Origin of the sequence: Pseudarthrobacter niigatensis (assembly GCF_030812615.1) — a bacterium.
Lineage (GTDB): Bacteria > Actinomycetota > Actinomycetes > Actinomycetales > Micrococcaceae > Arthrobacter > Arthrobacter niigatensis.
In genome coordinates, this window is the sequence record NZ_JAUSTB010000002.1 from 276,769 (window position 1) to 300,157 (window position 23,389).

The window sequence follows — 23,389 nt, forward strand, 5'->3', positions numbered from 1 at the left end:
CGAATTTACCGCATGGCCGGTGCCGGCAGGCAGCCGCCGTTACCCCGCTAGTCGTCGAGGCAGGGGGCCGCGCCGGCCGTCCCGGGGGTATTGGGTGCCCAGTGCGGGTAGGTGCGGAAGTCGTTGGCGGGCACCCAGCGGCCTGCGTCCACCACGTAGTCCCACCCGAGTCCGTTGCTGCGCAAAGCCCGGATACCGGCAAGGAGGCGTTCAGCATCTTCCAGCCGCGAGCCCACGCCGAAACTCGCCCGGAGGGAGCCGGACGGCAGGCCCAGGCGCTTCAGCAGGGGATGGGCGCAGAAGCGTCCGTCCCGCAGGCCCACGCCGTGCTCTGCGGAAAGGTAGGCGGCCACCAGCCCTGCGTCGTAGCCCTCGACGGAGAAGTTGACCACGCCGATGGTGTCCGTTTCCGGATTGGTGTCCTTGAAGATCTGGTGGACGGTGACGCCGTCGATGCCCTGGAGGCCCTCCACCAGGAAGGAGCGGATCGCGGACTCGTGCGCATGCCACCTGTCCTGGTCGAGTTCGGCGATGACCTGCGTGGCGCGTGCCAGGGTGGCGGCGCCGAGGACGTTCGGCGAGCCTCCTTCGTGGCGGGCCGGCCCGGTGGCCCAGCTGACGCCGTCGAGCCGTGCTTCCTTGACCGCCCCGCCGCCGGCGAGGTGCGGGACGCCGGAATCCAGCCAGTCAGGCCGGCCTACCAGGACGCCTGCGCCGAACGGCGCGTACAGCTTGTGGCCGGAAAAGGCGAGGTAGTCGACGTCGTCCGCGCTGATGTCCACCCGGCGGTGCGGCGCGAGCTGGGCCGCGTCCACCACGATCCGGGCGCCGTGCTGGTGGGCCAGCGCGGCCAGGGCCCGGATGGGGAGGATCTCGCCGGTGACGTTGGAGGCGCCGGTGACGGCCAGGAGGCTGACGCCGCCCTGTTCGAGTTCGGCGCGGACCGCGTCAAGGGTGCCGGCGATGGTGTCCGCGGCAACGATGCTGCGGTGCGGGACGCCCTGCCACGGCAGGAGGTTGGCGTGGTGTTCGATGTCCAGGTAGAGGACGTCACCGGCGGGCCGTCCGTCCGTCCGGGGCAGGCAGCCCGCCAGGAGGTTCAGCGAATCGGTGGTGTTCCGGGTGAAGATGACCGAATCGTCCGGCCGGCCGCCCACGAAGTCCCGGACGATGCTGCGTGCGTTCTCGTACACGGAGGTGCTGATCTGGGAGGCGTACCCGGCGCCGCGGTGGACGCTGGCGTAGTAGGGCAGGATCTCGTTGAGGTAAGCGGACACCACGGAGAGTGCAGGGGCCGATGCCCCGTAATCAAGGTTGGCGTACCGCACGTGGCCGCCGGTTATCAGTGGTGCTTGGATTTCGGCCCCGGTGACTGCAGCGAGCGGGCGGCCGGCGGCGGCACGGCGTTCGGCAGCAACGGCGGATTCGGTGACGGGTTTGGGGGAGACGGTGGCAGTTGTCACAGAGACCTCACTTGTGTACAGGACTCCGGCGTACGGAATCCGCGCTTGCCGCATCCACTCCGGACCGGCCTGGTCGTCACCCGGGGCACCCCGCCGCGAATGGAGGGTTGCCGGCCAGCAAACCGGGGTTTTGCGCTGGCACTCGTGACCTGCATAAAAGCGTAGGACATGGGGCGGCCAGGCTGGAAGCCGGGCCAATTGTTAAGGGCTTTATTACGCAATATCGAATAAACGACGCCGGACACCTCCTTCTGAAGGTGTCCGGCGTCGCAATATTCGCCCAAGCGGGCAAACCGTGGCAGTTACAGCAGATCGTCCAGGTAAGGGTTGAGACGGTGCAGGACCTCGGAGTGCAGGATCGAGTTGGTGGCCAGCGCGTTCCCGCCGAACGGTCCGTCCTCGCCCTCGAGGGAGGTGAACCGGCCCCCGGCCTCGACCACGATTGGCACCAGCGCAGCCATGTCGTAGAGGTTGAGTTCCGGTTCGCAGGCGATGTCCACGGAGCCCTCTGCCACCATGCAGTACGACCAGAAATCGCCGTATGCCCGGGTCCGCCAGACGTCCTCGGTCAGCCCGAGGAAATCGTCGAGGTTGCCGCGTTCCTTCCAGCCGCTCAGGCTGGAGTAGGAGAGGGAGGCGTCGGAGAGGCTGGACACGTTGGAGACGCGCAGCCGGGTGGCAGCTGCCAAGGACCTGCCCATGTAGGCGCCCATGCCCTTTGCCGCCCACCAGCGCTTGCCGAGGGCCGGGGCGCTGACCACGCCCACCACGGGTTCGCCTTCGTCCACCAGGGCGATCAGGGTGGCCCAGACCGGGACGCCCCTGACAAAGTTCTTGGTCCCGTCAATGGGATCGATGATCCAGCGCCGTGAACCGTGCCCGGTGCTGCCGAACTCCTCGCCCAGGACGGCATCGCGGGGACGGGAGCGGGAGAGCTGGCCGCGGATGGCTTCCTCGGCTGCCTTGTCGGCGTCGGTGACGGGCGTCAGGTCCGGCTTGGTCTCAACGTGGAGGTCCAGGGCCTTGAAGCGGCTCATGGTCTGGTCATCCACGGAGTCGGCCAGGACATGGGCCAGGCGCAGGTCATCGTTGTAGCTCGAAGCGGGTTGGATCATGGTTACAAACTACCGTCTGCGGACGCTTCTGCCGGGAGAACGCGTCAGTTGACGCTGCCGAGCTCCTTGGTTTCCTGTGCTTCCATGCGCGGATCCGTGCCGAGCAGGCGCCGGAGCGACGCCAGGCGTGCCGGGCCGGTGGGACCTGCGTGCCCGCCTGCCACCCAGTCGTCGAGGCCGCAGTTCACCGCGTTTGCCGTGTGCTTGCACCCGCGTTCACAGTTTTCGATGCCGGGGGAGAGGTCCGGGAAGGAGCGCAGGATCCGGTCCGGGTCCACATGGGCCAGTCCGAAGGAACGGATACCGGGGGTGTCAATGATCCAGCTTCCGGCCGGCGCGTCAGCCAGGCGCAGGGCCAGGGCCGACGACGACGTGTGGCGGCCACGTCCGGTTACGGCGTTGACGCCGCCGGTGGCCCGCTCGGCACCGGTCAGCGCGTTCACCATGGTTGACTTGCCCACGCCGGAGTGCCCCAGCATCACGGTGACCCTGCCGTCGAGGTGGGCGCGGAGGGCCGCCACCGCAGTGCTGTCCAGCCGGGCGGAGAGGCCGTCGTCAGAGCGTGCGTCGATCCCGGAAGCCTGTGCGTCGGCGGTCTTGCTGATGATCACCGGGAAGTCCAGGTGCGTGTAATTGGAGAGGAGCTCGGCGGGGTCCTTGACGTCGGCCTTGGTGACCAGCAGGATCGGCTCGATCCCGGCGTCGTAGGCAGCCACCAGGGCGCGGTCGATGAATCCGGTGCGGGGTTCCGGGTTGGCAGCCGCCACGACGATGACCAGCTGGTCCGCGTTGGCCACCACGGCCCGCTCCACGGGGTCGGTATCGTCGGCGCTCCTGCGCAGGAGGGTGTGGCGGTCCTGGATTTTCACCAGGCGGGCCAGCGTGTCCGGCGCGCCTGACACGTCCCCCACGAGCGAGACGAAGTCTCCCGCAACGACAGGTGACCGGCGGAGTTCACGGGCACGCGCTGCGATGACGACGCGCTCGTTGTCCGAGTCCTCGCCCACCACTGCCGTGTACCGGCCGCGGTCAACCGTAATGATCCGCCCGGTAACGGCGTCGTCATGGCTGGGCCGGTCTTTGGTGCGGGGACGGGAACCTTTCTTGCTGGGGCGGATCCGGACGTCGGATTCGTCCCAGGAGTCAGTGCTCCGCGCCACTGCCACGCTCTTCCGGCCGCGGTACCTCGGGAGCAGCCTGGGCCAGCATGCCGGCCCACAGCTGCGGGAAGTCGGGCATGGTCTTGGCGGTAGTGGCGATGTCCTCCACCTGGACGCCGCTTACCGAGAGGCCCAGGATTGCCCCGGCAGTGGCCATGCGGTGGTCGGCGTAGCTGTGGACGACGCCGGCGTGCAACGGGGCTGGCCGGATGACCAGGCCGTCGCTGGTTTCCTCGGCGTCGCCGCCGAGCCGGTTGATCTCGGTGACCAGGGCGGCGAGCCGGTCAGTTTCGTGCCCGCGAAGGTGGGCGATTCCGCTGAGCCGGGAAGGCCCCGTGGCAAGGGCACAGAGTGCCGCGACCGTAGGAGCCAGTTCACTGGTGTCGGCGAAGTCGCCGCCCTTGATTTCTGGGCCGCCGGTGACGGTCAGGAGTCCGTCCTCCAGGGTGACCGTGGCTCCCATCCGGGTGAGGATGCCGCGCCAGAGGTCGCCCACCTGCTGCGTTTCCGTGGGCCAGTTGGGGATGCGGACGGTGCCCTGCGATGCCAGGGCCGCTGCCAGGAACGGCCCAGCGTTGGAGAGGTCCTGTTCGATTCTTTGGTCGAAGGCCTGGATGGGTCCCGGGGCCACCACCCAGTGGTTGGGGACCGAATCGTCCACGGAGACGCCGGCGCCGCGGAGGACAGCCACCGTCATGTTGATGTGGTCCAGGCTTGGCACCGGTTTCCCGACGTGCTCAAGGTGCAGGCCGTCGTCGAACCTTGCTCCCACCAGCAGGAGGGCGGAGACGAACTGCGACGAGGCGCTGGCATCGATCACCAGGTGGCCGCCCCGGACCGCGCCGGTCCCTTCCACCACGAAGGGAAGGGACGACGGCGTGCTCCCGTCCTCGGCGGAAACCGCGACGCCCAAGGCTTTGAGGGCTTCGATGATGGTACCCATGGGACGCTTCCGGGCGTGCGGATCACCGTCGAACACGGTGGCTCCGCTGCGGAGCGCCGCAAGTGGTGGGACGAACCGCATGACGGTGCCGGCCAGCCCGCAGTCGATCCTGGTGGTGGATGGCGCCGCTGACGCCGGGATCGGAACAACTTCCAGGTCAGGACCAAAGGCGCCGTCGCCGGGCACTTCGCTGATGGTGGCGCCGAGCTGCCTCAGTGCATCGATCATCAGCGCGGAGTCCCTGGAGTGCAGGGGAGCCCGAAGGCGCGATGGTCCGTCCGCCAGGGCGGCCAGGACCAGGTACCTGTTGGTCAGGGACTTCGATCCGGGCACCGTCACGGTTGCATTGACGGGCCGGGCCGCAAAAGGCGCGGCCCAGTACTGGACAGGCGTTCCGGATTCCCGGGTAGCAGCTGCTGCGGTCATTCGTGCCTAGGCTCCCGCGGCGTGTTCGACGGCGCGGCGTACAGCCTTGTCCGCCTTGTTCAGCTTCTTGGTGGTGGTCCTGCGGGCGTCGGCGGCCAGGTGCGAGGCGTTCCGTCGCGCGTCGGCGGCAAGGTGCTCGGCGCGCCAGGCCAGTCCGGGCTTGCCTGCCGTGTCCACGGAGGCGAGCAGGGCACCCCCGCTCAGGGAGACGTTCTTGAGCAGCTGGTTCCGGCGGTTCTCGCGCCCTTCCTTGCTGCTGATGTCCGCGCTCCGCCATTCCACGAAGGTGTTCAGGAGGGAAACGACGGTGAGCAGGCCGGCCGAGAGCCGGGAAAACTTGCCAAGGCCGAACAGGACGCCGGCGCCCACCTGGGTACCGCCGATGACGCGGGCCAGGGTCTTCTCGTTCGTCTGGAAGGGAAGCGAGGCTGCAGCCTTGCGCAGCAGCGGCGAGAGCTGCTGGGCGGTGTCGTCGGAGTTCTTGAGCTTGTCCAGTCCGGCAAGGATGAAACTGGAGGCGAGCATGGGCCTGGCGAGAGTGCGGACAAAGGGCATGGATTTCCTCCTGGATGGACGAGCCGCGGCAAGCGGCGGAGTCGGTCCTAGTCTTGCACTTTTGGGGAATATTTGCCCGCGGGAGGCGGTTATGTCGACTGGGTCCGCGACGTGGGCCCTGGCGATCAATCACCCGATACAGAGCGGAGTTGGGCCTTGCGGAAGGTGTTGGACGGAACCAGGCAGGCAGGACCGGTGGAAGTGGACAAGCTTGCCGCCGATTCGCCGGAGTACGGCATGCCCCCGGCGGGGCGCCTGACAGTAGACTTGAAGGCAATGAGTACCCTGGATCCGGCCATCGCGGCCATGTATGAGGCGTCCCCCGGCGAAGTGAACGGCAGGGCAGGCGCAGCGCCGCTCCCCGCCGGGCAGGCAGCAACCGAACCACCGGCCGCAGCAGCGGACGCCGAGGACAGCACGCTGGACGTTGCCGCGGAGACAGTGGAACAGCGCCGCCTGCGCTTTGAGCGGGACGCCATGCAGTACGTGGACCAGCTCTACTCTGCGGCGATGCGGATGGCGCGGAACCCGTCGGACGCGGAGGACCTGGTCCAGGAGGCCTACACCAAGGCTTTCTCGGCCTTCCACCAGTACAAGCCGGGCACCAACCTCAAGGCGTGGCTCTACCGGATCCTGACCAACACGTACATCAACCTGTACCGCAAGCGGCAGCGCGAGCCGCTGCAGTCAAATTCGGACACCATCGAGGACTGGCAGCTGGCCCGGGCGGAGTCGCACACGTCGAGCGGACTACGTTCGGCTGAGGCAGAAGCACTGGACCACCTTCCGGATTCGGACGTCAAGCGGGCGCTCCAGGACATTCCGGAGGAGTTCCGGCTGGCGGTTTACTTCGCTGACGTGGAGGGCTTCGCCTACAAGGAAATATCAGACATCATGAATACGCCCATCGGCACCGTGATGTCCCGGCTCCACCGCGGCCGCCGAATGTTGCGGGACATGCTCGCGGAATACGCCGCCGAGCGGGGATTTAAAACGGCCGCTGATGCGTCGGATGCGGCAGGAAGCAAAGCACAGGAGAACAGGAAATGAGCGACTGCCAGGGATTGGGCGACTGCGACGATACCCGGATGCAACGCATCTATGAGTACCTCGACGGGGCACTGACCCGCGAAGATATTACCGAAATCAAGAACCACCTCGATGACTGCCCTGAATGCACGGAGCAGTACGATCTCGAATGCGTCATCCGCAACATGGTCAAGCGTTCCTGCAAGGAGTCCGCTCCGGACAACCTGAAGAACGCCATCCTGGACCGGATACACGCCATCCGTCCCGTCGAGGCGTAGTACCGGCGCCCCCTGCCCGCCAGGGCCGCAAACAGCAAAGGACCCCGGAAGCCGACTGGCTTGCGGGGTCCTTTGCTTGAACCGTAGTTCCTGGCATGTGCCTAGGTGTTGGGGCGCTTCCCGTGGTTCGCGCCGCCACGCTTACGGTCACGACGCTTGCGTGCACGCTTGCTCATAGCTGGCCTCCTTAATGTTGTACTCAAAAGAGCTGCCCTCCAGTCTCCCACATGATCCGGCGGCCCGCGAACCGGGAAACTTCGGATGACCTGCGGCCGGGCCGCTTGGCCGTATTCATCGAGACTGCCCGGGCAGGGTGGGGTGCGCGGCGCAGCCTCAGCGTTCCGCGTCCCCCTCGGCGCCAACGGGGCCGGGAGCGTGGATGATGGTGGTTTTGCCGGACAGCGAATTGGTCCTGACGAGCATCAGTTGCATGTCAGGGCCTGCAATGGTCTCCACTTTGCCGTTGGTGGGGAGGCATTGGCTGCCGTCCAGGATGACCGCTCCGCCTGCGGACTTCGCCACGATGTCAACCCCCACGTCGGCAGGCAGGGTTATGGTCAGGTCTCCGGACACGGAATTGGAGCCAAAATCCTGGGTGTAACCGAGCAGGTTGAAGTTAAGGTGCCCGCTGACGGTATTGGTGCGCACGTGCGTGAAATGGCCGGAGGCGGTGACCTCGCCGGAGATGCTCTTGGCGGTCAGGACGCCCCGGTGGTTCCTGACTGACACCTGGCCGCTGACGGTATTGACCTGAAGTTCTCCGGAGGTGTCCTCCGCCGTGACCGCGCCGGACACGGTGTTGAGCCGGACGTGGGCAGAAATGCCGGACGCCAGGCCCTCGCCGCTCACAGTCCCGGCCTCCACCTCCACTCCACGGGGAATTGCCACAGTGACGGCCGCGGCATTGTCGCTGTTGTGGTTGACAGTCTCCATGAGGTTCTTGAACCAGCCCTGGGCGCCGTGAAGTTGATGCCGCACTTCCAGCCGCCCGCCGTTCAGGGACACCGCTACGGGGTCGCCATGGACCTCCGAGAATTGGAGACGGACCGATGGGTCATCGTGTTCGGTGATGGTGAAGCTGCCCCTGACCAGGCCCAGCTTCAGCGACGTCACGGCGTCGACGTCAATGCTCTGCGGGCCTGTGACGGTCCAGTTCCCTCCGGGCATGGTCCCCTCCAAAGAAGCGATATATCGCGTTGATCCTCCAACGTAACGCCGCCGGGCGGAAGGGTCAAAACAGGTCCCGAAAGGCTACTGGGGGGCGTCCATCCCCAGCCACTGGAACCAGCCGCGGTGCAGCACCAGCCAGGCCATGAGCCCATACCCGGCCTGGCCGGGCGTGCCTCCGTTTGCCGCCAGGTCCTGGCGCCACTGTTCGTGGTTGAGCAGCGGGGAGAAGGTGTCGACGTAGAGGTGCTTGCGGCGCGTGGTCACATCCGCGAAGGCCGTGTTCAGTTCATCCAGCCGCCGGTTCTGCGCGGGGTCGAGTGTTGGGGGAGGACCCACAACGAACACCTCGATACGGTTCTGGGAAGCCGAGTCCAGGATGTTGGCCAGGTTCAGGCGGCTCCTCGCGGTGGAGAGGCCGAACTCGATGTCGCGCCCCGAGAGGCCGATCACCAGCCGGTTCTCCGCCTGCGGGCTGAAGCGCCTCCCGGCCTCGTCCAGCCACCGTGCGGCCAAACCTTCAGTACCTTCCTGCGGGCAGGGGAGGGCGTAGCTTTCCAGGAGCATGCCGTCCTGGGGAGTGCGGGCCAGCACGCGGCCCAGCCAGCCAAGGGCCCGGGGATCGCCCAGTCCGGCCAGCAGTTCGTCTCCTACAGCTGCGATCCGCAGCTTCCTGTCTTCCACGCGTTCCTCTTTACTTCGGTACGGGTTACTTCGATACGGCCGCTGCCATCGTTGCCGCCGCCTTGCGGAGGCTCGGGGAGGCGCTGTCAGTCCATTAAACAGAACTGCCCGGCCGGAGTCTGGTATTTCGACTCCGGCCGGGCAGCCTTACTGCCTACTTCCGGGCAAACGCCTGCTTCAGCAGGACATCCTGCTCTGCGGCGTGCCGCTTCATGGAACCGGCTGCCGTGGAGGCCGAGGCCGGCCGCGACACCAGGCGCACGCGCCGGTCCAGGGCTTCGGGCAGGTGCAGCCCCATGAACGGCCAGGGTCCCTGGTTGGCGGGCTCATCCTGGGCCCACACCACCTCGGCGTTGGGGTACTTGGCAAGCTCCGCTTCGATCTCGGCCTGCGGCAGCGGGTAAAGCTGCTCCACGCGGACGATCGCAGTGGTCTTGTCACCGGTCTTCTGCCGGGTGGACAGCAGATCGTAGTACAGGCGGCCGGAGACCAGGAGCACGCGTTCGACGGCGGTGGCCGGCAGCTGCTCATGGTCACCGATGACGGGCCGGAACGTGCCGGTGGTGAAGTCCTCCACGGAGGAAGCGGCTGCCTTCAGGCGGAGGAGCTGCTTGGGCGTGAAGATGATCAGCGGCTTGCGCGGACGGCTGTACGCCTGGCGGCGCAGCAGGTGGAAGTGCGAGGCCGCAGTGGTCGGGTTGGCCACGATCATGTTGTCCTCGGCACACAGCTGCAGGAACCGCTCGATCCTTGCCGAGGAGTGGTCCGGGCCCTGGCCTTCATAGCCATGGGGGAGCATCAGGACCAGCGAGGAACGCTGTCCCCACTTCTGTTCGGCGGATGAAATGAATTCGTCAATGATGGTCTGGGCGCCGTTGACGAAGTCACCGAACTGGGCCTCCCAGAGGACCAGGGCGTCGGGGCGTTCCACGGAGTAGCCGTATTCGAAGCCCATGGCGGCGTATTCGGACAGCAGCGAGTCGTAGATCCACAGCTTGGCCTGGTCGTCCGAAAGGTTGCCCAGGGGCAGCCATTCCTTGCCGTTGGCGCGGTCGTGGAAGACGGCGTGGCGCTGCACGAAGGTGCCGCGCCGTGAGTCCTGGCCGGCGAGGCGCACGGGGACGCCTTCCATGATCAGCGAACCGAAGGCCGCGATCTCGCCGAAGCCCCAGTCGATGCCGCCCTCGCGGGACATCTGTTCGCGCTTATCCAGCAGCTGCTTCAGCTTCGGGTGGACCGTGAAACCGTCGGGAATCTCGACGTGTGCCTTGCCGATCCGGGCCAGGGTCTCGGCGCTGATGGCCGTCGAGGCCGGAGCGCTGACGCTGGAATCGGACTGCTGGGCCTTGGGCCGTTCGATATCGGACACAGCGGCGGAGTCTGCGGTGACAATCGGGATCGGAGACGTCTGCGCAGCGTGCGTCTCGGCAAAGACACGCTCCAGCCGTTCCTGGTAGTCGCGCAGCAGCTGCTCGGCTTCTTCCTCGGTGATGTCGCCGCGACCGATGAGGGACTCGGTGTACAGCTTGCGGACGGAGCGCTTGGCTTCGATCAGGTTGTACATCAGCGGCTGGGTCATCGAGGGGTCGTCGCCCTCGTTGTGGCCGCGGCGGCGGTAGCACACCATGTCGATGACAACGTCCTTGTGGAAGCGCTGCCGGAATTCGTAGGCCAGCTGTCCGATGCGGACAACAGCCTCGGGGTCATCGCCGTTCACGTGGAAGACCGGCGCCTGGATCATCTTGGCCACGTCCGTGGAGTACGTGGAGGACCGCGACGACGACGGGGCGGTGGTGAAGCCCACCTGGTTGTTGACCACGATGTGGATGGTTCCACCCGTGCGGTAGCCGCGGAGCTGGGACAGGTTGAGGGTTTCAGCCACAACTCCCTGGCCGGCGAAGGCGGCGTCGCCGTGGACCATGATGGGCAGGACCGGGAACGATTCGCCCTGGTCCAGCCGGTCCTGCTTGGCGCGGACAATGCCTTCGAGGACGGAGTCCACTGCTTCAAGGTGTGACGGGTTGGCGGCGAGGTAGACCTTGGTTTCCTTGCCGTTGTCCGAGGTGAAGGTGCCTTCGGTGCCCAGGTGGTACTTGACGTCGCCCGAGCCCTGCACGGAGCGCGGATCCTGGGTGCCCTCGAATTCGCGGAACACCTGGGCGTAGGTCTTGCCGGCGATGTTCGTCAGGACGTTGAGGCGGCCGCGGTGGGCCATGCCGATCGCGACCTCGTCCAGGCCGTCGTCGGCTGCGTCGGACAGGATGGCGTCCAGCAGCGGGATCAGGGACTCGCCGCCTTCGAGGGAGAAGCGCTTCTGGCCCACGAACTTGGTCTGCAGGAAGGTCTCAAAGGCCTCCGCTGCGTTCAGCTTGGAGACGATCCGCAGCTGTTCCTCGCGGCTGGGCTTGGAGTAGGCGTGCTCCAGCTGGTCCTGGAACCACTTGCGCTCGGCAGGCTCCTGGATGTGCATGTACTCGATGCCCGTGGTGCGGCAGTAGGCATCACGCAGGACACCAAGGATGTCGCGGAACTTCAGCATCGGCTTGCCGCCGAACCCGCCGGTGGGCCATTCGCGGTCCAGGTCCCAGAGGGTAAGACCGTAGGTGAGGACGTCGAGGTCCGGGTGCTTGCGCTGGACGTACTCCAGCGGATCGGTGTCCGCCATGAGGTGGCCGCGCACGCGGAACGAGTGGATCAGCTGCTGGATCCGGGCCACCTTGTTGATCTCGTCGGCGGGATCCACCTGCAGGTCGGGGCTCCAGCGGACGGGCTCGTAGGGAATCCGGAGGGCTTCGAAGATCTCGTCGTAGAAGTTCTGCGCGCCCAGCAGCAGCTGGTGGACCAGCTTGAGGAACTCGCCGCTGCCGGCACCCTGGATGACGCGGTGGTCGTAGGTCGAGGTGAGGGTCAGGACCTTGCTGATGGCGTTCTGGGCGATGATCTTTTCGCTGGCGCCCTGGAATTCTGCGGGGTAGTCAAGGGCGCCGACGCCGATGATCGCAGCCTGGCCCTTGGAAAGGCGCGGTACCGAGTGAACGGTGCCGATGCCGCCCGGGTTGGTCAGGGACACCGTGGTGCCCTGGTGGTCCTCGGCGGTGAGCTTGCCGTTGCGGGCCCGCTTGATCAGGTCCTCGTAGGTGTGCCAGAACTCGGCGAAGTTGAGGGTCTCGGCCTTCTTGATGTTCGGGACCATCAGCAGCCGGGTTCCGTCGGGCTTGGGCATGTCGATGGCGATGCCGAAGTTGACGTGGGCGGGCTGCACCGCGACGGGCTTTCCGTCCACCTCGTCGTAGTACACGTTCATGGAGGGGAACTGGGACAGGGCGCGGATGACGGCGTAGCCGATCAGGTGCGTGAAGGAAACCTTGCCGCCGCGGGCACGGGCCAGGTTGGAGTTGATGACCACCCGGTTGTCGATGAGCAGCTTGGCGGGGATGGCACGGACGCTGGTGGCGGTGGGCACCTGCAGGCTGGTGACCATGTTGGTGGCGATCGCCTTTGCCGGTCCACGAAGGACGGAGACGACGTCTTCCTCGGGCGCGGTGGGCGCCTTGACGTTCTTGGGCAGCTGCGCCGGAATGGGCTGCGAGCCGGTGCCGGCCTCGGTCTTCTTGCCGCCGTCGCGCGCTTCCGTGGCGGGGGCCTTCTTGACGGGGGCGGGGGCTGCTGCCGGTGCGGCAGGCGCCGGGGCAGCGGCGGCGGCCGGCGCAGCGGGTGCCGCGGCCGGCGACGATGCCGGCGCGGCGGGAGCCTGCTTTACGACGGGGAGTTCCCGGGTGGGAGGATTGGCGGCATGCGTGGAATTTCCATTGGAAGAAGAACCGTTGCCCGAGTCGAAGGATTCAAACAGCGGCCACCACTTGGCATCCACGGCGTTCTTGTCCTGCTGGTACTGCTCGTACAGTTCGTCAACGAGCCACTCGTTTCCGCCAAATTCCTCTGGTAGACGGTGGCTTGGCTGCTCTGGCACTTGAAATACGCCTCTTCCATGAGTTTGATTTCTCTTTGGCCCCCCGGTGCTTCAGCACTACGTTCGAACCAGTCTCTGTCCGCTGAACCCGGACCTTTGCAAGTCTAGTGAGCATTCCGTGTTAACTGCCAATAAGGGTGACTCAAATCATGAAGTGACGAACCGGGGCCCAAATATGGCGGCCGGCGGGGTGCGCAGGACCGCCGGCCGAGGGGTTTCCGAGGCGGGCGGAATGGGCGCCTCCGGCCCGTTCCCGGGCGTCCGGCCGGGGGGCTGCTCCTGTAGACTGAAATTCTTATGGACAGTAAATCTAGGTGCCGGCCTGGGCGCTGCCAGCGGAGCTTGAAGAGCAGCGCCGCGCAGTCCGCCCCCAGAGCCGGCAAACCCCGACAACGCGCCCATCACCAGCCCACGGCCCAGCTTGCCGCAACCCGCACGGAGCAAGCGTCGGTATCTGCCGATCATCCTCCGCCGGGACGAAACAGTTTTTCCACCCTCTTTTCCTCCCCGCCCCAGGCGGGATGCTGAATGGAGTGGCTCCTTCTTGCAGCAGGCCTGCTGCTGATCGCCGGTACGGGATTCTTCGTGGCCGTCGAGTTCTCCCTTATCGCCCTGGACCAGGCCACCGTCCAGCGCGCCATTGACGACGGCGATACGGGCGCGGTGCCTTTGCTCACCTGCCTCAAGTCCCTGTCAACCCAGCTGTCCAGCTGCCAGCTTGGCATCACGCTGACCACTTTGCTCACCGGCTACGTCATGGAACCCTCGGTTGGCCGGCTCCTCCGTGCGCCGCTGGTCGCCGTCGGACTTCCCGACGTCGCGGTGGAATCCGTGTCCCTGATCCTGGCGATGGTGCTGGCAACCCTGCTGTCCATGCTCCTGGGCGAGCTGGTACCGAAAAACATGGCCATCGCCCTCGCGTTTCCCGTGGGCCGTGCCCTGGCCGGCCCCCAGCTTGTTTTCACCACCATCTTCAAGCCGGCGATCCTGGTGCTCAACGGATTCTCGAACAAGGTGCTGCACGTGTTCGGCCTGGAAGCCAAAGAGGAGATTTCCGGGGCACGGACGCCGGCAGAGCTGGCCTCGCTGGTCCGCAGGTCCGCTGCCATGGGAACGCTCGATGCCGGGACGGCGAACTTCATTGCCCGGACGCTGAACTTCTCCACCCGGACGGCTGCGGACGTCATGACGCCCCGGATCCGGCTGGAGACGATCGACGCCGACCAGCCCGTCTCCGACGTCGTGGATGCTGCGCGCAGGACCGGCTACTCGCGGTTCCCCGTCATCGGTGAGTCGGCCGACGACATCCGCGGCCTGGTGCACGTCAAGAAGGCGGTTGCCGTTCCATGGGACCGCCGGCAAAACCTTGAAGCGGGCGCCATCATGACAGAGGTGCTCCGCGTGCCCGAAACCATCCATCTGGACGCGCTGCTGGCCGAGCTCCGGGAGGGAAACCTGCAGCTTGCCGTCGTGCTGGACGAGTACGGGGGCACCGCCGGCATCGCCACCCTGGAGGACCTGGTGGAGGAAATTGTCGGCGAAGTGGCGGACGAACACGACAAAGTCCGCCCGGGGCTCCTGCAAAGCGCCTCCGGCGACTGGTACTTCCCGGGGCTTCTCCGTCCCGACGAATTGTCCGAACAGATTCCAGGCCTCAGCGTTCCCGACGAAGCTGCCTATGAAACCGTGGGCGGCTACGTCATGAGCAAACTCGGCAGGATCGGGGCAGTAGGCGACACTGTCCCGGTGAACGGCGGCACACTCAGCGTGACCAGGATGGACGGCCGCAGGATCGACCGCATCTGTTTCCATCCCGCCGGCGAACCCGCTGCGCAGGATGCCGACAACGGGAGCAATCCATGAGTGACTGGGCGGGAATCCTGTGGCTGGGCGTCCTCCTGCTGGGCAACGCTTTCTTCGTGGCGGCCGAGTTCGCCATCATGTCCGCGCGCCGCAGCCAGATCGAACCGCTGGCTGATACCGGCTCGAAGCGCGCCCAGACCACCCTGCGCGCCATGGAAAATGTGTCCCTGATGCTGGCCTGTGCGCAGCTGGGCATCACGGTCTGTTCGCTGCTGATCCTGCTGGTGGCCGAGCCGGCCATCCACCACCTGCTGGCCGTCCCCATTGAAACGGTGGGCCTGCCGGCGGAAGCGGCTGATGTTGCAGCCTTCGCCGTGGCCCTGATGCTGGTGACTTTCCTGCACGTCACCTTCGGCGAGATGGTTCCCAAGAACATCTCGGTGTCCGTGGCGGACAAGGCAGCACTCTTCCTGGCGCCGCCGCTGCTGTTCGTCTCACGGCTGGTGCATCCCGTGATCTCGGTCCTGAACTGGTCAGCCAACCACATCCTCAAACTGATGCGGATCGAACCCAAGGACGAAGTCACGTCCTCGTTCACCCTGGAGGAGGTCCAGTCGATCGTCCAGGAATCCACCCGCCACGGGCTCGTGGACGACGACGCCGGGCTCATTACCGGAGCGCTCGAGTTCTCGGAGCACACCGCGGAGGACATCATGGTCCCGATCGGGAACCTGGTCATGCTGGGCGCCTCCACCACGCCCGTGGAGTTCGAGAAGGCCGTGAGCCGTACGGGTTTCTCCCGGTTCCCCATGCTGGATGATGAGGACATGCTGTACGGCTACCTCCATGTCAAGGACGTGCTGTCCATCCCGGAGTCCGCCTACGAGCTGCCCATCGCGGAGAGCCGGGTCCGGTCACTGGCAAACCTGGCGCTGGGCGACGAGATCGAGAAGGCCATGTCCGTCATGCAGCGCACGGGTTCCCACCTTGCGCGCGTGATTGGGCCGGACGGCACCACGCGCGGGGTCCTGTTCCTGGAGGACGTGATCGAGCAACTGGTCGGCGAAATCCGCGATGCAACGCAGGCCACCGGCATCCGCCGCCTGGGACAGCCGAACGGCAACTGAGGCCCGGGAGGTGCCCCCTGCCATCCGGCAAGGGGTGCCCCCGCCGCAGTCCCTGGCAACCGAACCTAAATAGGAATCATTCGCATTTAGGTATAGGCTGGCAGTGTTGTCCCCCCATCCTGCGTGAACTGAGGTTTTCCGTGCGCCGTCCAGCCGCTGCCAGCTCTTTCCTTGCCGCCCTCGCGGGTGTTGGCCTCCTGCTCAGTGCCTGCAGTCCCCAGCCCTCGCAAACCGCTGACCCGGCACAGGGGATCGCCGTGGTGGCGTCCACCAACGTCTACGGTGACATCGCCCGGACTATCGGCGGGGACAAGGTGAAGGTGACCGCCATCATTAACAATGCGGGCCAGGATCCGCACTCCTACGAGGCAACCGCCCAGGACCGGCTGGCGGTGTCCAAGGCCAGGCTTGTCATTGAGAACGGCGGGGGATACGACGACTTCATCCACACCCTGGTGGAGGGCAGCAAGCTTGACAGCGCCTCGGTGCTGACCGCCGTCGACGTTTCCGGCCTTGCCCATCCCGGCGACGCTGCCCCGTCACCGCAACCGGCCGGCACGGACGCTGCCGGCTCGCACGATGGCCACGACCACGGTGACCTCAACGAGCACGTCTGGTACAGCCTTCCTGCGATGGAGCGGCTCGCAGACGCCATCGCCGGAAAGCTGGCAGCGCTGGACCCCGGCTCTGCGGCAACCTTCACCGCAAACGCGGACTCCTTCAAGTCCTCCCTGTCTGCCCTGCACGGCCGGCTCGATGCCATGAAGGCCTCGCGTGGCGGGGGCACGGTGGCAGTCACCGAGCCGGTACCGCTGTACATGCTGGCGGACGCGGGGCTGGACAACGCGACGCCCGGACAGTACACGGCGGCCATTGAGGAGGGCACCGACGTTCCTCCCGCCGTCCTGAAGGAAGCCACGGACCTCGTGGGATCCAAGGCAGTCCGCCTGCTTGCCTACAACGCCCAGACGGAAGGTCCCCAGACTGAAGCGCTGAAGAAAGCAGCCGAGAACGCCGGAGTTCCCGTCGTGGACTTCACGGAGACACTGCCCGAAGGCAAGACCTACCTGCAGTGGATGACGGACAATGTGAACAACATCGGCAAGGTTCTGGAGACAAACAGGTGAAATCCGTCGTCAGCCTCAAAGGGGCGTGCCTCAAGTTCGGCCAGCGCACGCTCTGGGAGGACCTCGACCTCGACATCAGGCCAGGTGAGTTCTTCGCGGTGCTCGGCCCCAACGGCAGCGGCAAGACCAGCTTCCTCAAGGTCCTGCTGGGCCTGCAGAAGCTGCACTCGGGCGAAGCGGCCCTGGGCGGGCGCCCCGTGGAGCGCGGCAGCAGCCTGATCGGCTACATTCCCCAGCAGAAATCCTTTGCACCTGACACGCCCATGCGGGCCCGGGACCTGGTGGCACTCGGAGTGGACGGCCACCGCTGGGGTATCCGGCTCTCGTCGGCCAGGACCAGCCGCCAGGTGGACCAGCTCCTTGAGCTTGTGGGAGCCTCCGACTACGCCAACGTCCCGGTTGGGCAGCTTTCCGGCGGCGAGCAGCAGCGGCTTCGCGTGGCGCAGGCCCTGGCCACCGATCCCCAGGTCCTGCTTTGCGACGAGCCGCTGCTGTCCCTTGACCTGCACCACCAGCAGGCAGTGAGCGCCCTGATCAGCAAGCAAAGCCGGGAACACAACAGCGCCGTCGTTTTCGTTACCCACGAAATCAATCCGATCATCGAATATGTGGACCGGGTCCTCTACCTGGCCGGGGGACGGTTCCGCGTCGGGGCGCCAGACGAGGTCATGACCACCGAAGTCCTGTCGGATCTCTACGGCAGCCATGTGGAGGTGATCCGCGCCAATGGCCGGATCGTGGTGGTCGGCCTCCCCGACGCCACCACCCATCACCACCACGCGGAGGCGGACACGATGGCAGGGGAGGTGGCCTAATGGACGCCGACAGCATCCTGGGGGCCATCTTCAATTTCGACAACTACGGCGAACTGCTGGTCCTGGTCCAGAACTCCATCTGGGCGGGGGCCATCCTGGGGCTCCTTGGTGGACTGGTAGGCACTTTCGTCATGAAGCGTGATCTTGCCTTCGCCGTCCACGGCATTTCCGAGCTCTCCTTCGCCGGAGCCGCGTTCGCCCTGCTGGTCGGGGCGGATGTGGTCTTCGGCTCGCTGGTGGGGTCGGTGGCGGCGGCGCTGCTGCTGGGGCTGATGGGGGTCCGTGCACGCGACAAGAACTCGATCATCGGGGTCATCATGCCGTTCGGGCTGGGCCTGGGAATCCTGTTCCTGTCCCTGTACCAGGGCCGTGCCGCGAACAAGTTCGGCCTGCTGACCGGCCAAATCGTCTCCGTGGACACCATCCAGCTGCAGGCACTCGCCGTGACGGCCGTCGTCGTCATGCTCGTGCTGGTGGCCATCTGGCGCCCGCTGAACTTCGCCAGCGTGGATCCCGAACTCGCCGAGGCCCGTGGAGTGCCCGTCCGCAGCCTGGCGATCGTGTTCATGATCATCCTGGGCGTCAGTGTGGCCCTGTCCATCCAGGTGGTTGGCGCCCTGCTGGTGCTCGCCCTGCTCATCACCCCCGCGGCCGCCGCGCTCCGGGTCACCTCCTCGCCGGCGGTGGCGGTGGTCCTCAGCGTGGTCTTCGCAGTGTCCGCCACGGTGGGTGGAATCCTGCTGGCCCTGGGCGGCCGGATTCCCATCAGCCCCTATGTCACCACGTTGTCGTTCCTGATTTATGTGGTGTGCCGTGCCATCGGGTCCGTGCGCGAGGCCCGTGGCCTCAACGGGCGTGTGCTTACAGCTTCCCGGCAGCCTTAAGGACGGTGCAGTCCGGGCACAGCCCGAAAATTTCCACGGTGTGGTCCACTTCGGTGAATCCGTGCTCGGCAGCTGTGCGAACAGCCCAGGTCTCTACGGCCGGGGCTTCGACTTCAACAGCTTTTCCGCAGTTCCTGCAGAGCAGGTGGTGGTGGTGTGCGGTCACCGCACAGCGACGGTACACGGCCTCGCCGTCGCCGTTGCGCAGCACGTCAACGAGGCCCTCATCAGCGAGGGACTGCAGGATCCGGTACGCAGTAGCGAGTGAAACCGACACGCCCTGGTTCTGCAGGATCCGGTAGAGCTCCTGCGTGCTGACAAAGTCATCCAGGCGGTCCAGGGCAGCACTGACGGCTTTGCGCTGCTTGGTAACCCGCTGTTCCTTGCCGCCTCCCGCCGGGGACGGGGCGGCGGAATCAGCCTTGACGCCGATCGGCATGGACGAACTCGCTTCCTTGGGGGCAAACATCAAGATTACCAGCCTGAACTTCATGGACAGCGTTCCGGTACGAACCCTAGGCTGGCGTCCATGAAGCTGACCAAATACACCCACGCCTGTGTCCGGCTCGAGAAGGAGGGCGGGGTCCTGGTCCTCGATCCAGGCACCTTTTCCGAAACCGCAGAGGCGCTGCCCGGAGCGCAGGCTGTCCTGGTAACCCACGAACACGCCGACCATCTGGACACCAAGGCCGTGGTCGAAGCCCTGCACGGCAACCCGGACCTCGAGCTTCACGCTCCCGCGGGCGTGGCACAGCAACTGCGCGAGGATGCTCCCAGCGCCGCGGACCGAATTTACACCGTGGAACCCGGCCAGTCCTTCCAGGCGGCGGGCTTCGACATCCGCAGCTTCGGCGGCCAGCATGCCCTGATCCACCCGCAAATTCCCATGGTGGCCAACATCGGTTTCCTGGTGGACCAGAACCTCTACCACCCAGGGGATTCCTTCGTCATCCCGGACGGAAGCCAGGTCCAGACACTCCTGGTGCCGCTGCACGCGCCCTGGAGCAAGGCCGCCGAGGTAGTGGACTTTGTGATCGGCGTGCGTGCGCCGCGGGCGTTCCAGATCCATGACGGGCTGCTCAACGACACCGGTTTGGGCATCGTTGAGGGGCATGTCAAGCGGATCGGGGCCAAGTACGGCACGGAGTACCGGCACCTTGCACCACGCGAGTCCGTGGAGGTCTAGCCGGTCCAGTCCCCGGTGTCCAGGAAGCGGCTGATTACTGCTTCATGCGGCGCCGGATCCAGCCCCTGGGAAGCCAGCCAGTCCTGGTTCCAGTAGTTGCCCGCGTAGCGTTCGCCGCCGTCGCACATCAACGACACGATGCTTCCCCGGCGGCCCTCCGAGAGCATGCCGGAAATTGTCTGCCACACACCCCAGAGGTTGGTGCCGGTGGACGGCCCGGCGTGCAGTCCGGCATAGGACCTCAGGTGCCGCATCGCGGCCACCGACGCCGCGTCCGGCACCTGGACCATCCTGTCGATGACGGTGGGAATGAAACTTGGCTCCATCCGCGCCCGGCCGATGCCTTCGATCCGGGACGGCAGGCCGGTGGGCTTTCCGGTTGATTCCCCCAGCCAGCCGGGATAGAAAGCGGAGTTTTCCGGGTCGACCACCAGCAGCCTGGTGGGATGGCTGTGGTAGCGCAGGTACCTGCCGATTGTGGCGCTCGTTCCACCGGTGCCGGCGCCTACCACGATCCATTCAGGCACCGGGTGCGGCTCCAGGTCCAGCTGGCCGAAAATCGATTCGGCGATATTGTTGTTGCCGCGCCAGTCCGTCGCCCGCTCGGCGTAGGTGAACTGGTCCATGTAATGCCCGTTGCAGGTGGCTGCCACGTCTTCGGCCACCGAGTACACGTCAGAGGCGTTTTCCACCAGCAAACACGAGCCGCCGAACTGTTCGATCAGGGCGATCTTCTCCGGGCTGGTGGTGCGCGCCATGACGGCGATGAACGGGAGGCCCAGCAGCTGGGCGAAGTACGCCTCCGAAACGGCGGTACTTCCGCTGGAGGCTTCCACGATGGTGGTGTCCGCCCTGATCCAGCCGTTGACCAGGCCGAACAGGAACAGCGACCTGGCCAGCCGGTGCTTGAGGCTGCCGGACCGGTGCGTGGACTCGTCCTTGAGGTACAGCTGGATGCCCCAATGCTCCGGCAGCGCCACCGAGTAGAGATGGGTGTCCGCGGAACGGTTGTTCTCCGCCATGATGGTGCGGATGGCCCGGTCCGCCCAGTCCCGGTCCGTTCCGCCGCTGCCCGTGCCGGTGCTGCCCTCGATCGTCACCGCACCAGCCTACCCGCAGCCGGATTTGCCCGTTTAGAGTTGGACCGTTGCCTGCGCCGGCAGGTGGCCCGGATCCTGCAGAAGGAGCTCCATGAATCCGCTGATTGACGTCCCCGGCCTTGAAGCCAGGCTCGCCGCCGGGCGCCGGACGGTGCTGCTGGACGTGCGCTGGGCGCTGGGCGACGCGCATGGCCACGACCACTATCTTGCCGGGCACCTGCCGGGCGCCGTGTTCGTTGACCTGGCCACGGAGCTTGCGGATCCGGCCGTTCCGGACCGGGGGCGCCACCCGCTGCCGTCCCGCGCGCGCTTCCAGGAGTCGGCCCGCCGGTGGGGCCTGCGGAATGGTGACGTCGTGGTTGCCTACGATGACAGCGCCAACATGGCGGCGGCAAGGGTGTGGTGGATGCTGGGCGACGCCGGGCTGGCGGAGGTGTACCTGCTCGACGGCGGCCTGGGCGCCTGGCGTGCCGCAGGCTTGCCGCTTGAGGCGGGACCGGTCCATCCTGTCCCCGGCGACGTGGAGTTGGGCAGCGGGCAGATGCCCGTAATCGACGGCGGTGCTGCCGCCACCTGGCCGCAGGGCGGCCTGTTGCTCGACGCAAGGGCGGGGGAGCGGTACCCGGGCGAGGTGGAACCCGTCGACCCCCGTGCCGGCCACATCCCCGGAGCCGTCAGCGCTCCGACCGCCGCGAACGTGGACGGTTCCGGGCGGTTCCTTCCGCCGGCGGAGCTGCGGAGGAGGTTCGAATCGCTGGGGGTCCAGGACAGCCGGCCGGCAGCTGTCTACTGCGGCTCCGGCGTCACGGCCGCGCACGAGGTGGCCGCGCTGGAACTGGCCGGGTTCTCCGCTGCCCTCTACCCGGGCTCCTTCTCGGAGTGGTCAAACCGCCCGGAGCTGCCGGTGGCAACGGGCCCGGAACCGGGGACCGGCCCGGGCCCGGGTGGAAACTCCGGTGGAGCCGGGGGTAGCGTCGCACTATGACACCAGGACGTCCCGTACCACCGCCCCTAGCCAACCCCATCCCACCCGCACCCGCAGGCTCCGAAGCCGGCATTCGCGCTGCCGCCTACGGCGCAGTGTCCGGCGACAGCGGGTTGGTGCCGCTGACAGTCGCCCGGCGCGCCCCCAAGCCGGACGACGTGGAGATCGCCATCGACTTCTGCGGGCTCTGCCATTCGGACGTCCACGCCACCCGTGGAGAGTGGGGAGGCCAGACTTACCCGTTGGTCCCCGGCCACGAAATCGTGGGAACGGTCAGCAGGACCGGTTCGAACGTCACCGACTTCGCCGTGGGCGACCGCGTCGGCGTTGGGTGCATGGTGGACTCCTGCCGGGAATGTGAGAGCTGCCTGGACGGCCTTGAGCAGTACTGCGAAAACGGCATGACCGGCACCTACGGCGCAAAGGACCGGCGCAACGGCGACGCCATCACCCAGGGCGGCTATTCGTCGTCCATCGTCGTGGACCGCCGCTACGTCCTCCGTGTCCCGGACTCGCTGGACCCTGCCGCCGTCGCGCCGCTGTTGTGCGCCGGTGTCACCACTTTCTCGCCGCTGCGGCATTTCGACGTCGAAGAAGGCGACGTCGTGGGCGTCGTGGGGCTGGGTGGGCTCGGCCACATGGCCGTCAAGCTGGCAAAGGCCATGGGCGCAAAGGTGGTGGTTTTCACCACCTCCGAATCGAAGGTTGCGGCCGCCCTGGAACTTGGGGCGGACGATGTTGTCCTGTCCCGGGACGGGGCAGCCATGGCCGCCGCGAACCGCACCATCGATCTCATTATCGACACCGTCGCGGCACCTCACGACCTGAACCCCTTCTTCCGCACCTTGCGCGTGGACGGAGCACTCTTCCAGCTGGGGCTGCCCTCCGACGCCATGCCGCCGGTCAATCCGGGTGCACTGATCCGGCGCCGCATCGCCTACGCGGGATCACTGATTGGCGGGATCGCCGAAACCCAGGAAATGCTCGACTTCTGCGCGGAGCACGGCGTGGTTGCCGACATCGAGGTGGTGGCCGCCGGCCAGCTGAATGAAGCCTACGACCGGATGGTCGCTGGGGACGTCAAGTACCGGTTCGTGCTGGACACCAGCACGCTGCAGGCAGCAGCCGAGGAGGCAGACGCATGAGCACGCTGTTCACGAAGATCCTGAAGGGCGAAATTCCCGGCCGGTTCGTCTGGCGCGAGGACGACGTTGCGGCGTTCCTCACCACCGGACCGCTCGCCGACGGCCACACCCTGGTGGTCCCCACCGAAGAAGTGGACCGCTGGACCGACGCGTCGCCGGAGACCCTGGCCCGGGTCATGGAAGTGGCGCGGCGGATCGGTGCGGTCCAGGTGGATACCTTCGGCGCCAGGCGAGCCGGCCTGATCGTCGCGGGCTACGAAGTCAACCACCTGCATGTACACGTATGGCCGTCGCGGAGCATGGCCGACTTCGACTTCGGCTCAGCGGACCAGAACCCGGATCCCGCCGTGCTGGACGCCAACGCCGAGAAGCTGCGCGAAGGGCTCCGGGCGGCCGGTTACGGCGAATCCGTTCCGGCGGCCTGACG

At 66.5% G+C, this 23,389-nt stretch carries 22 protein-coding genes and 1 riboswitch; of the genes, 11 read left to right on the forward strand and 11 right to left on the reverse strand.

Translation table 11 applies throughout. From position 1 onward, the window contains the following. Positions 1-47 precede the first annotated feature (47 nt). From J2T23_RS04350 to J2T23_RS04370, 5 genes are all read right to left on the reverse strand, one after another. Positions 48-1,463 carry an aminotransferase class V-fold PLP-dependent enzyme gene (locus J2T23_RS04350; protein WP_307357541.1) on the reverse strand — a complete coding sequence of 472 codons (1,416 nt, stop codon included), beginning with the start codon at positions 1,461-1,463 and terminating at the stop codon, positions 48-50. A gap of 36 nt (positions 1,464-1,499) precedes the next feature. Then, positions 1,500-1,613: riboswitch (SAM riboswitch) on the reverse strand. Between the two features lie 152 nt (positions 1,614-1,765). After that, the gene (gene hisN / locus J2T23_RS04355; protein WP_141160019.1) at positions 1,766-2,578 is read right to left on the reverse strand and encodes a histidinol-phosphatase; all 813 of its coding nucleotides are present in this window, start codon (positions 2,576-2,578) and stop codon (positions 1,766-1,768) included. A gap of 44 nt (positions 2,579-2,622) precedes the next feature. After that, positions 2,623-3,738: a ribosome small subunit-dependent GTPase A gene (rsgA, locus tag J2T23_RS04360; RefSeq protein WP_307357544.1), complete on the reverse strand. Its 1,116-nt coding sequence runs from the start codon at positions 3,736-3,738 to the stop codon at positions 2,623-2,625. Beyond that, entirely contained in the window at positions 3,722-5,107 is a 1,386-nt protein-coding gene (aroA, locus tag J2T23_RS04365) for a 3-phosphoshikimate 1-carboxyvinyltransferase (RefSeq protein WP_307357547.1), read from the reverse strand. The genes rsgA and aroA overlap by 17 nt, the downstream gene beginning before the upstream one ends. 6 nt (positions 5,108-5,113) lie before the next feature. Beyond that, positions 5,114-5,662: a DoxX family protein gene (locus tag J2T23_RS04370; RefSeq protein ID WP_141160022.1), complete on the reverse strand. Its 549-nt coding sequence runs from the start codon at positions 5,660-5,662 to the stop codon at positions 5,114-5,116. Positions 5,663-5,899: 237 nt separating this feature from the next. Between J2T23_RS04370 and J2T23_RS04375 the strand changes: the two genes are divergently transcribed. Both J2T23_RS04375 and rsrA read left to right on the forward strand, forming a co-directional pair. Then, on the forward strand, positions 5,900-6,712 hold the full coding sequence (locus J2T23_RS04375) for a sigma-70 family RNA polymerase sigma factor (protein ID WP_370871394.1): 813 nt from the start codon (positions 5,900-5,902) through the stop codon (positions 6,710-6,712). Further along, positions 6,709-6,969 (forward strand): mycothiol system anti-sigma-R factor, encoded by a 261-nt coding sequence (gene rsrA, locus J2T23_RS04380; RefSeq protein WP_141160023.1) that lies wholly within the window; start codon positions 6,709-6,711, stop codon positions 6,967-6,969. Before J2T23_RS04375 ends, rsrA begins: the two co-directional genes overlap by 4 nt. A gap of 101 nt (positions 6,970-7,070) precedes the next feature. Here the strand turns inward: rsrA and J2T23_RS19865 are convergent, their stop codons facing one another. The 4 genes from J2T23_RS19865 to J2T23_RS04395 all read right to left on the reverse strand — a co-directional run bounded on the left by J2T23_RS19865 (position 7,071) and on the right by J2T23_RS04395 (position 12,790). Continuing rightward, complete coding sequence (locus J2T23_RS19865; RefSeq protein WP_369299106.1) at positions 7,071-7,145, reverse strand: 50S ribosomal protein bL37; 75 nt, start codon at positions 7,143-7,145, stop codon at positions 7,071-7,073. Between the two features lie 157 nt (positions 7,146-7,302). Beyond that, positions 7,303-8,136, reverse strand: coding sequence for a DUF4097 family beta strand repeat-containing protein (locus J2T23_RS04385; RefSeq protein WP_307357550.1), 834 nt, complete (start codon positions 8,134-8,136; stop codon positions 7,303-7,305). A gap of 84 nt (positions 8,137-8,220) precedes the next feature. Next, positions 8,221-8,820 carry a GDSL-type esterase/lipase family protein gene (locus J2T23_RS04390; RefSeq protein ID WP_141160025.1) on the reverse strand — a complete coding sequence of 200 codons (600 nt, stop codon included), beginning with the start codon at positions 8,818-8,820 and terminating at the stop codon, positions 8,221-8,223. 154 nt (positions 8,821-8,974) lie between these two features. After that, positions 8,975-12,790 carry a multifunctional oxoglutarate decarboxylase/oxoglutarate dehydrogenase thiamine pyrophosphate-binding subunit/dihydrolipoyllysine-residue succinyltransferase subunit gene (locus tag J2T23_RS04395; RefSeq protein WP_307357553.1) on the reverse strand — a complete coding sequence of 1,272 codons (3,816 nt, stop codon included), beginning with the start codon at positions 12,788-12,790 and terminating at the stop codon, positions 8,975-8,977. A 528-nt stretch (positions 12,791-13,318) separates the two neighbouring features. On the opposite strand from J2T23_RS04395, the gene J2T23_RS04400 reads away from it, so the two are divergent. The 5 genes from J2T23_RS04400 to J2T23_RS04420 all read left to right on the forward strand — a co-directional run bounded on the left by J2T23_RS04400 (position 13,319) and on the right by J2T23_RS04420 (position 18,546). After that, positions 13,319-14,653, forward strand: a complete 1,335-nt coding sequence (locus J2T23_RS04400) for a hemolysin family protein (RefSeq protein ID WP_307357555.1) — start codon at positions 13,319-13,321, stop codon at positions 14,651-14,653. Further along, complete coding sequence (locus J2T23_RS04405) at positions 14,650-15,720, forward strand: hemolysin family protein (protein WP_141160028.1); 1,071 nt, start codon at positions 14,650-14,652, stop codon at positions 15,718-15,720. The genes J2T23_RS04400 and J2T23_RS04405 overlap by 4 nt, the downstream gene beginning before the upstream one ends. Before the next feature lie 140 nt (positions 15,721-15,860). Further along, the gene (locus J2T23_RS04410; protein WP_307357557.1) at positions 15,861-16,847 is read left to right on the forward strand and encodes a metal ABC transporter solute-binding protein, Zn/Mn family; all 987 of its coding nucleotides are present in this window, start codon (positions 15,861-15,863) and stop codon (positions 16,845-16,847) included. Then, a complete protein-coding gene (locus J2T23_RS04415) occupies positions 16,844-17,662 on the forward strand; it encodes a metal ABC transporter ATP-binding protein (RefSeq protein WP_307357559.1) in 819 nt (272 codons plus the stop codon). Before J2T23_RS04410 ends, J2T23_RS04415 begins: the two co-directional genes overlap by 4 nt. Continuing rightward, positions 17,662-18,546 carry a metal ABC transporter permease gene (locus J2T23_RS04420; RefSeq protein WP_307357561.1) on the forward strand — a complete coding sequence of 295 codons (885 nt, stop codon included), beginning with the start codon at positions 17,662-17,664 and terminating at the stop codon, positions 18,544-18,546. Before J2T23_RS04415 ends, J2T23_RS04420 begins: the two co-directional genes overlap by 1 nt. On the opposite strand, the gene J2T23_RS04425 is transcribed toward J2T23_RS04420, so the two are convergent. Further along, complete coding sequence (locus J2T23_RS04425) at positions 18,524-18,985, reverse strand: Fur family transcriptional regulator (protein WP_141161536.1); 462 nt, start codon at positions 18,983-18,985, stop codon at positions 18,524-18,526. The two genes, J2T23_RS04420 and J2T23_RS04425, sit on opposite strands and share 23 nt — an antisense overlap. A 90-nt stretch (positions 18,986-19,075) precedes the next feature. On the opposite strand from J2T23_RS04425, the gene J2T23_RS04430 reads away from it, so the two are divergent. Continuing rightward, positions 19,076-19,732, forward strand: coding sequence for an MBL fold metallo-hydrolase (locus tag J2T23_RS04430; RefSeq protein WP_307357563.1), 657 nt, complete (start codon positions 19,076-19,078; stop codon positions 19,730-19,732). On the opposite strand, the gene J2T23_RS04435 is transcribed toward J2T23_RS04430, so the two are convergent. Further along, complete coding sequence (locus tag J2T23_RS04435) at positions 19,729-20,832, reverse strand: PLP-dependent cysteine synthase family protein (RefSeq protein ID WP_370871390.1); 1,104 nt, start codon at positions 20,830-20,832, stop codon at positions 19,729-19,731. The genes J2T23_RS04430 and J2T23_RS04435 overlap by 4 nt on opposite strands. A gap of 91 nt (positions 20,833-20,923) precedes the next feature. On the opposite strand from J2T23_RS04435, the gene J2T23_RS04440 reads away from it, so the two are divergent. The 3 genes from J2T23_RS04440 to J2T23_RS04450 are packed head-to-tail and all read left to right on the forward strand — an operon-like array spanning position 20,924 to position 23,387. Then, positions 20,924-21,817, forward strand: a complete 894-nt coding sequence (locus tag J2T23_RS04440; RefSeq protein ID WP_307357565.1) for a sulfurtransferase — start codon at positions 20,924-20,926, stop codon at positions 21,815-21,817. After that, positions 21,814-22,962: an NAD(P)-dependent alcohol dehydrogenase gene (locus tag J2T23_RS04445; protein ID WP_307357566.1), complete on the forward strand. Its 1,149-nt coding sequence runs from the start codon at positions 21,814-21,816 to the stop codon at positions 22,960-22,962. Before J2T23_RS04440 ends, J2T23_RS04445 begins: the two co-directional genes overlap by 4 nt. After that, positions 22,959-23,387, forward strand: a complete 429-nt coding sequence (locus tag J2T23_RS04450; protein ID WP_307357567.1) for an HIT family protein — start codon at positions 22,959-22,961, stop codon at positions 23,385-23,387. The genes J2T23_RS04445 and J2T23_RS04450 overlap by 4 nt, the downstream gene beginning before the upstream one ends. Positions 23,388-23,389: the final 2 nt, after the last annotated feature.

What these genes read in the sequence shown, in the direction of transcription:
- hisN (WP_141160019.1), bottom strand. Translation starts at nt 2,578, where the DNA reads ATGATCCAACCCGCTTCGAGCTACAACGATGACCTGCGCCTGGCCCAT.
- aroA (WP_307357547.1), bottom strand. Translation starts at nt 5,107, where the DNA reads ATGACCGCAGCAGCTGCTACCCGGGAATCCGGAACGCCTGTCCAGTAC.
- J2T23_RS04370 (WP_141160022.1), bottom strand. Translation starts at nt 5,662, where the DNA reads ATGCCCTTTGTCCGCACTCTCGCCAGGCCCATGCTCGCCTCCAGTTTC.
- J2T23_RS04375 (WP_370871394.1), top strand. Translation starts at nt 5,900, where the DNA reads ATGCCCCCGGCGGGGCGCCTGACAGTAGACTTGAAGGCAATGAGTACC.
- rsrA (WP_141160023.1), top strand. Translation starts at nt 6,709, where the DNA reads ATGAGCGACTGCCAGGGATTGGGCGACTGCGACGATACCCGGATGCAA.
- J2T23_RS04385 (WP_307357550.1), bottom strand. Translation starts at nt 8,136, where the DNA reads ATGCCCGGAGGGAACTGGACCGTCACAGGCCCGCAGAGCATTGACGTC.
- J2T23_RS04400 (WP_307357555.1), top strand. Translation starts at nt 13,319, where the DNA reads ATGGAGTGGCTCCTTCTTGCAGCAGGCCTGCTGCTGATCGCCGGTACG.
- J2T23_RS04405 (WP_141160028.1), top strand. Translation starts at nt 14,650, where the DNA reads ATGAGTGACTGGGCGGGAATCCTGTGGCTGGGCGTCCTCCTGCTGGGC.
- J2T23_RS04420 (WP_307357561.1), top strand. Translation starts at nt 17,662, where the DNA reads ATGGACGCCGACAGCATCCTGGGGGCCATCTTCAATTTCGACAACTAC.
- J2T23_RS04425 (WP_141161536.1), bottom strand. Translation starts at nt 18,985, where the DNA reads ATGCCGATCGGCGTCAAGGCTGATTCCGCCGCCCCGTCCCCGGCGGGA.
- J2T23_RS04430 (WP_307357563.1), top strand. Translation starts at nt 19,076, where the DNA reads ATGAAGCTGACCAAATACACCCACGCCTGTGTCCGGCTCGAGAAGGAG.
- J2T23_RS04440 (WP_307357565.1), top strand. Translation starts at nt 20,924, where the DNA reads ATGAATCCGCTGATTGACGTCCCCGGCCTTGAAGCCAGGCTCGCCGCC.
- J2T23_RS04445 (WP_307357566.1), top strand. Translation starts at nt 21,814, where the DNA reads ATGACACCAGGACGTCCCGTACCACCGCCCCTAGCCAACCCCATCCCA.
- J2T23_RS04450 (WP_307357567.1), top strand. Translation starts at nt 22,959, where the DNA reads ATGAGCACGCTGTTCACGAAGATCCTGAAGGGCGAAATTCCCGGCCGG.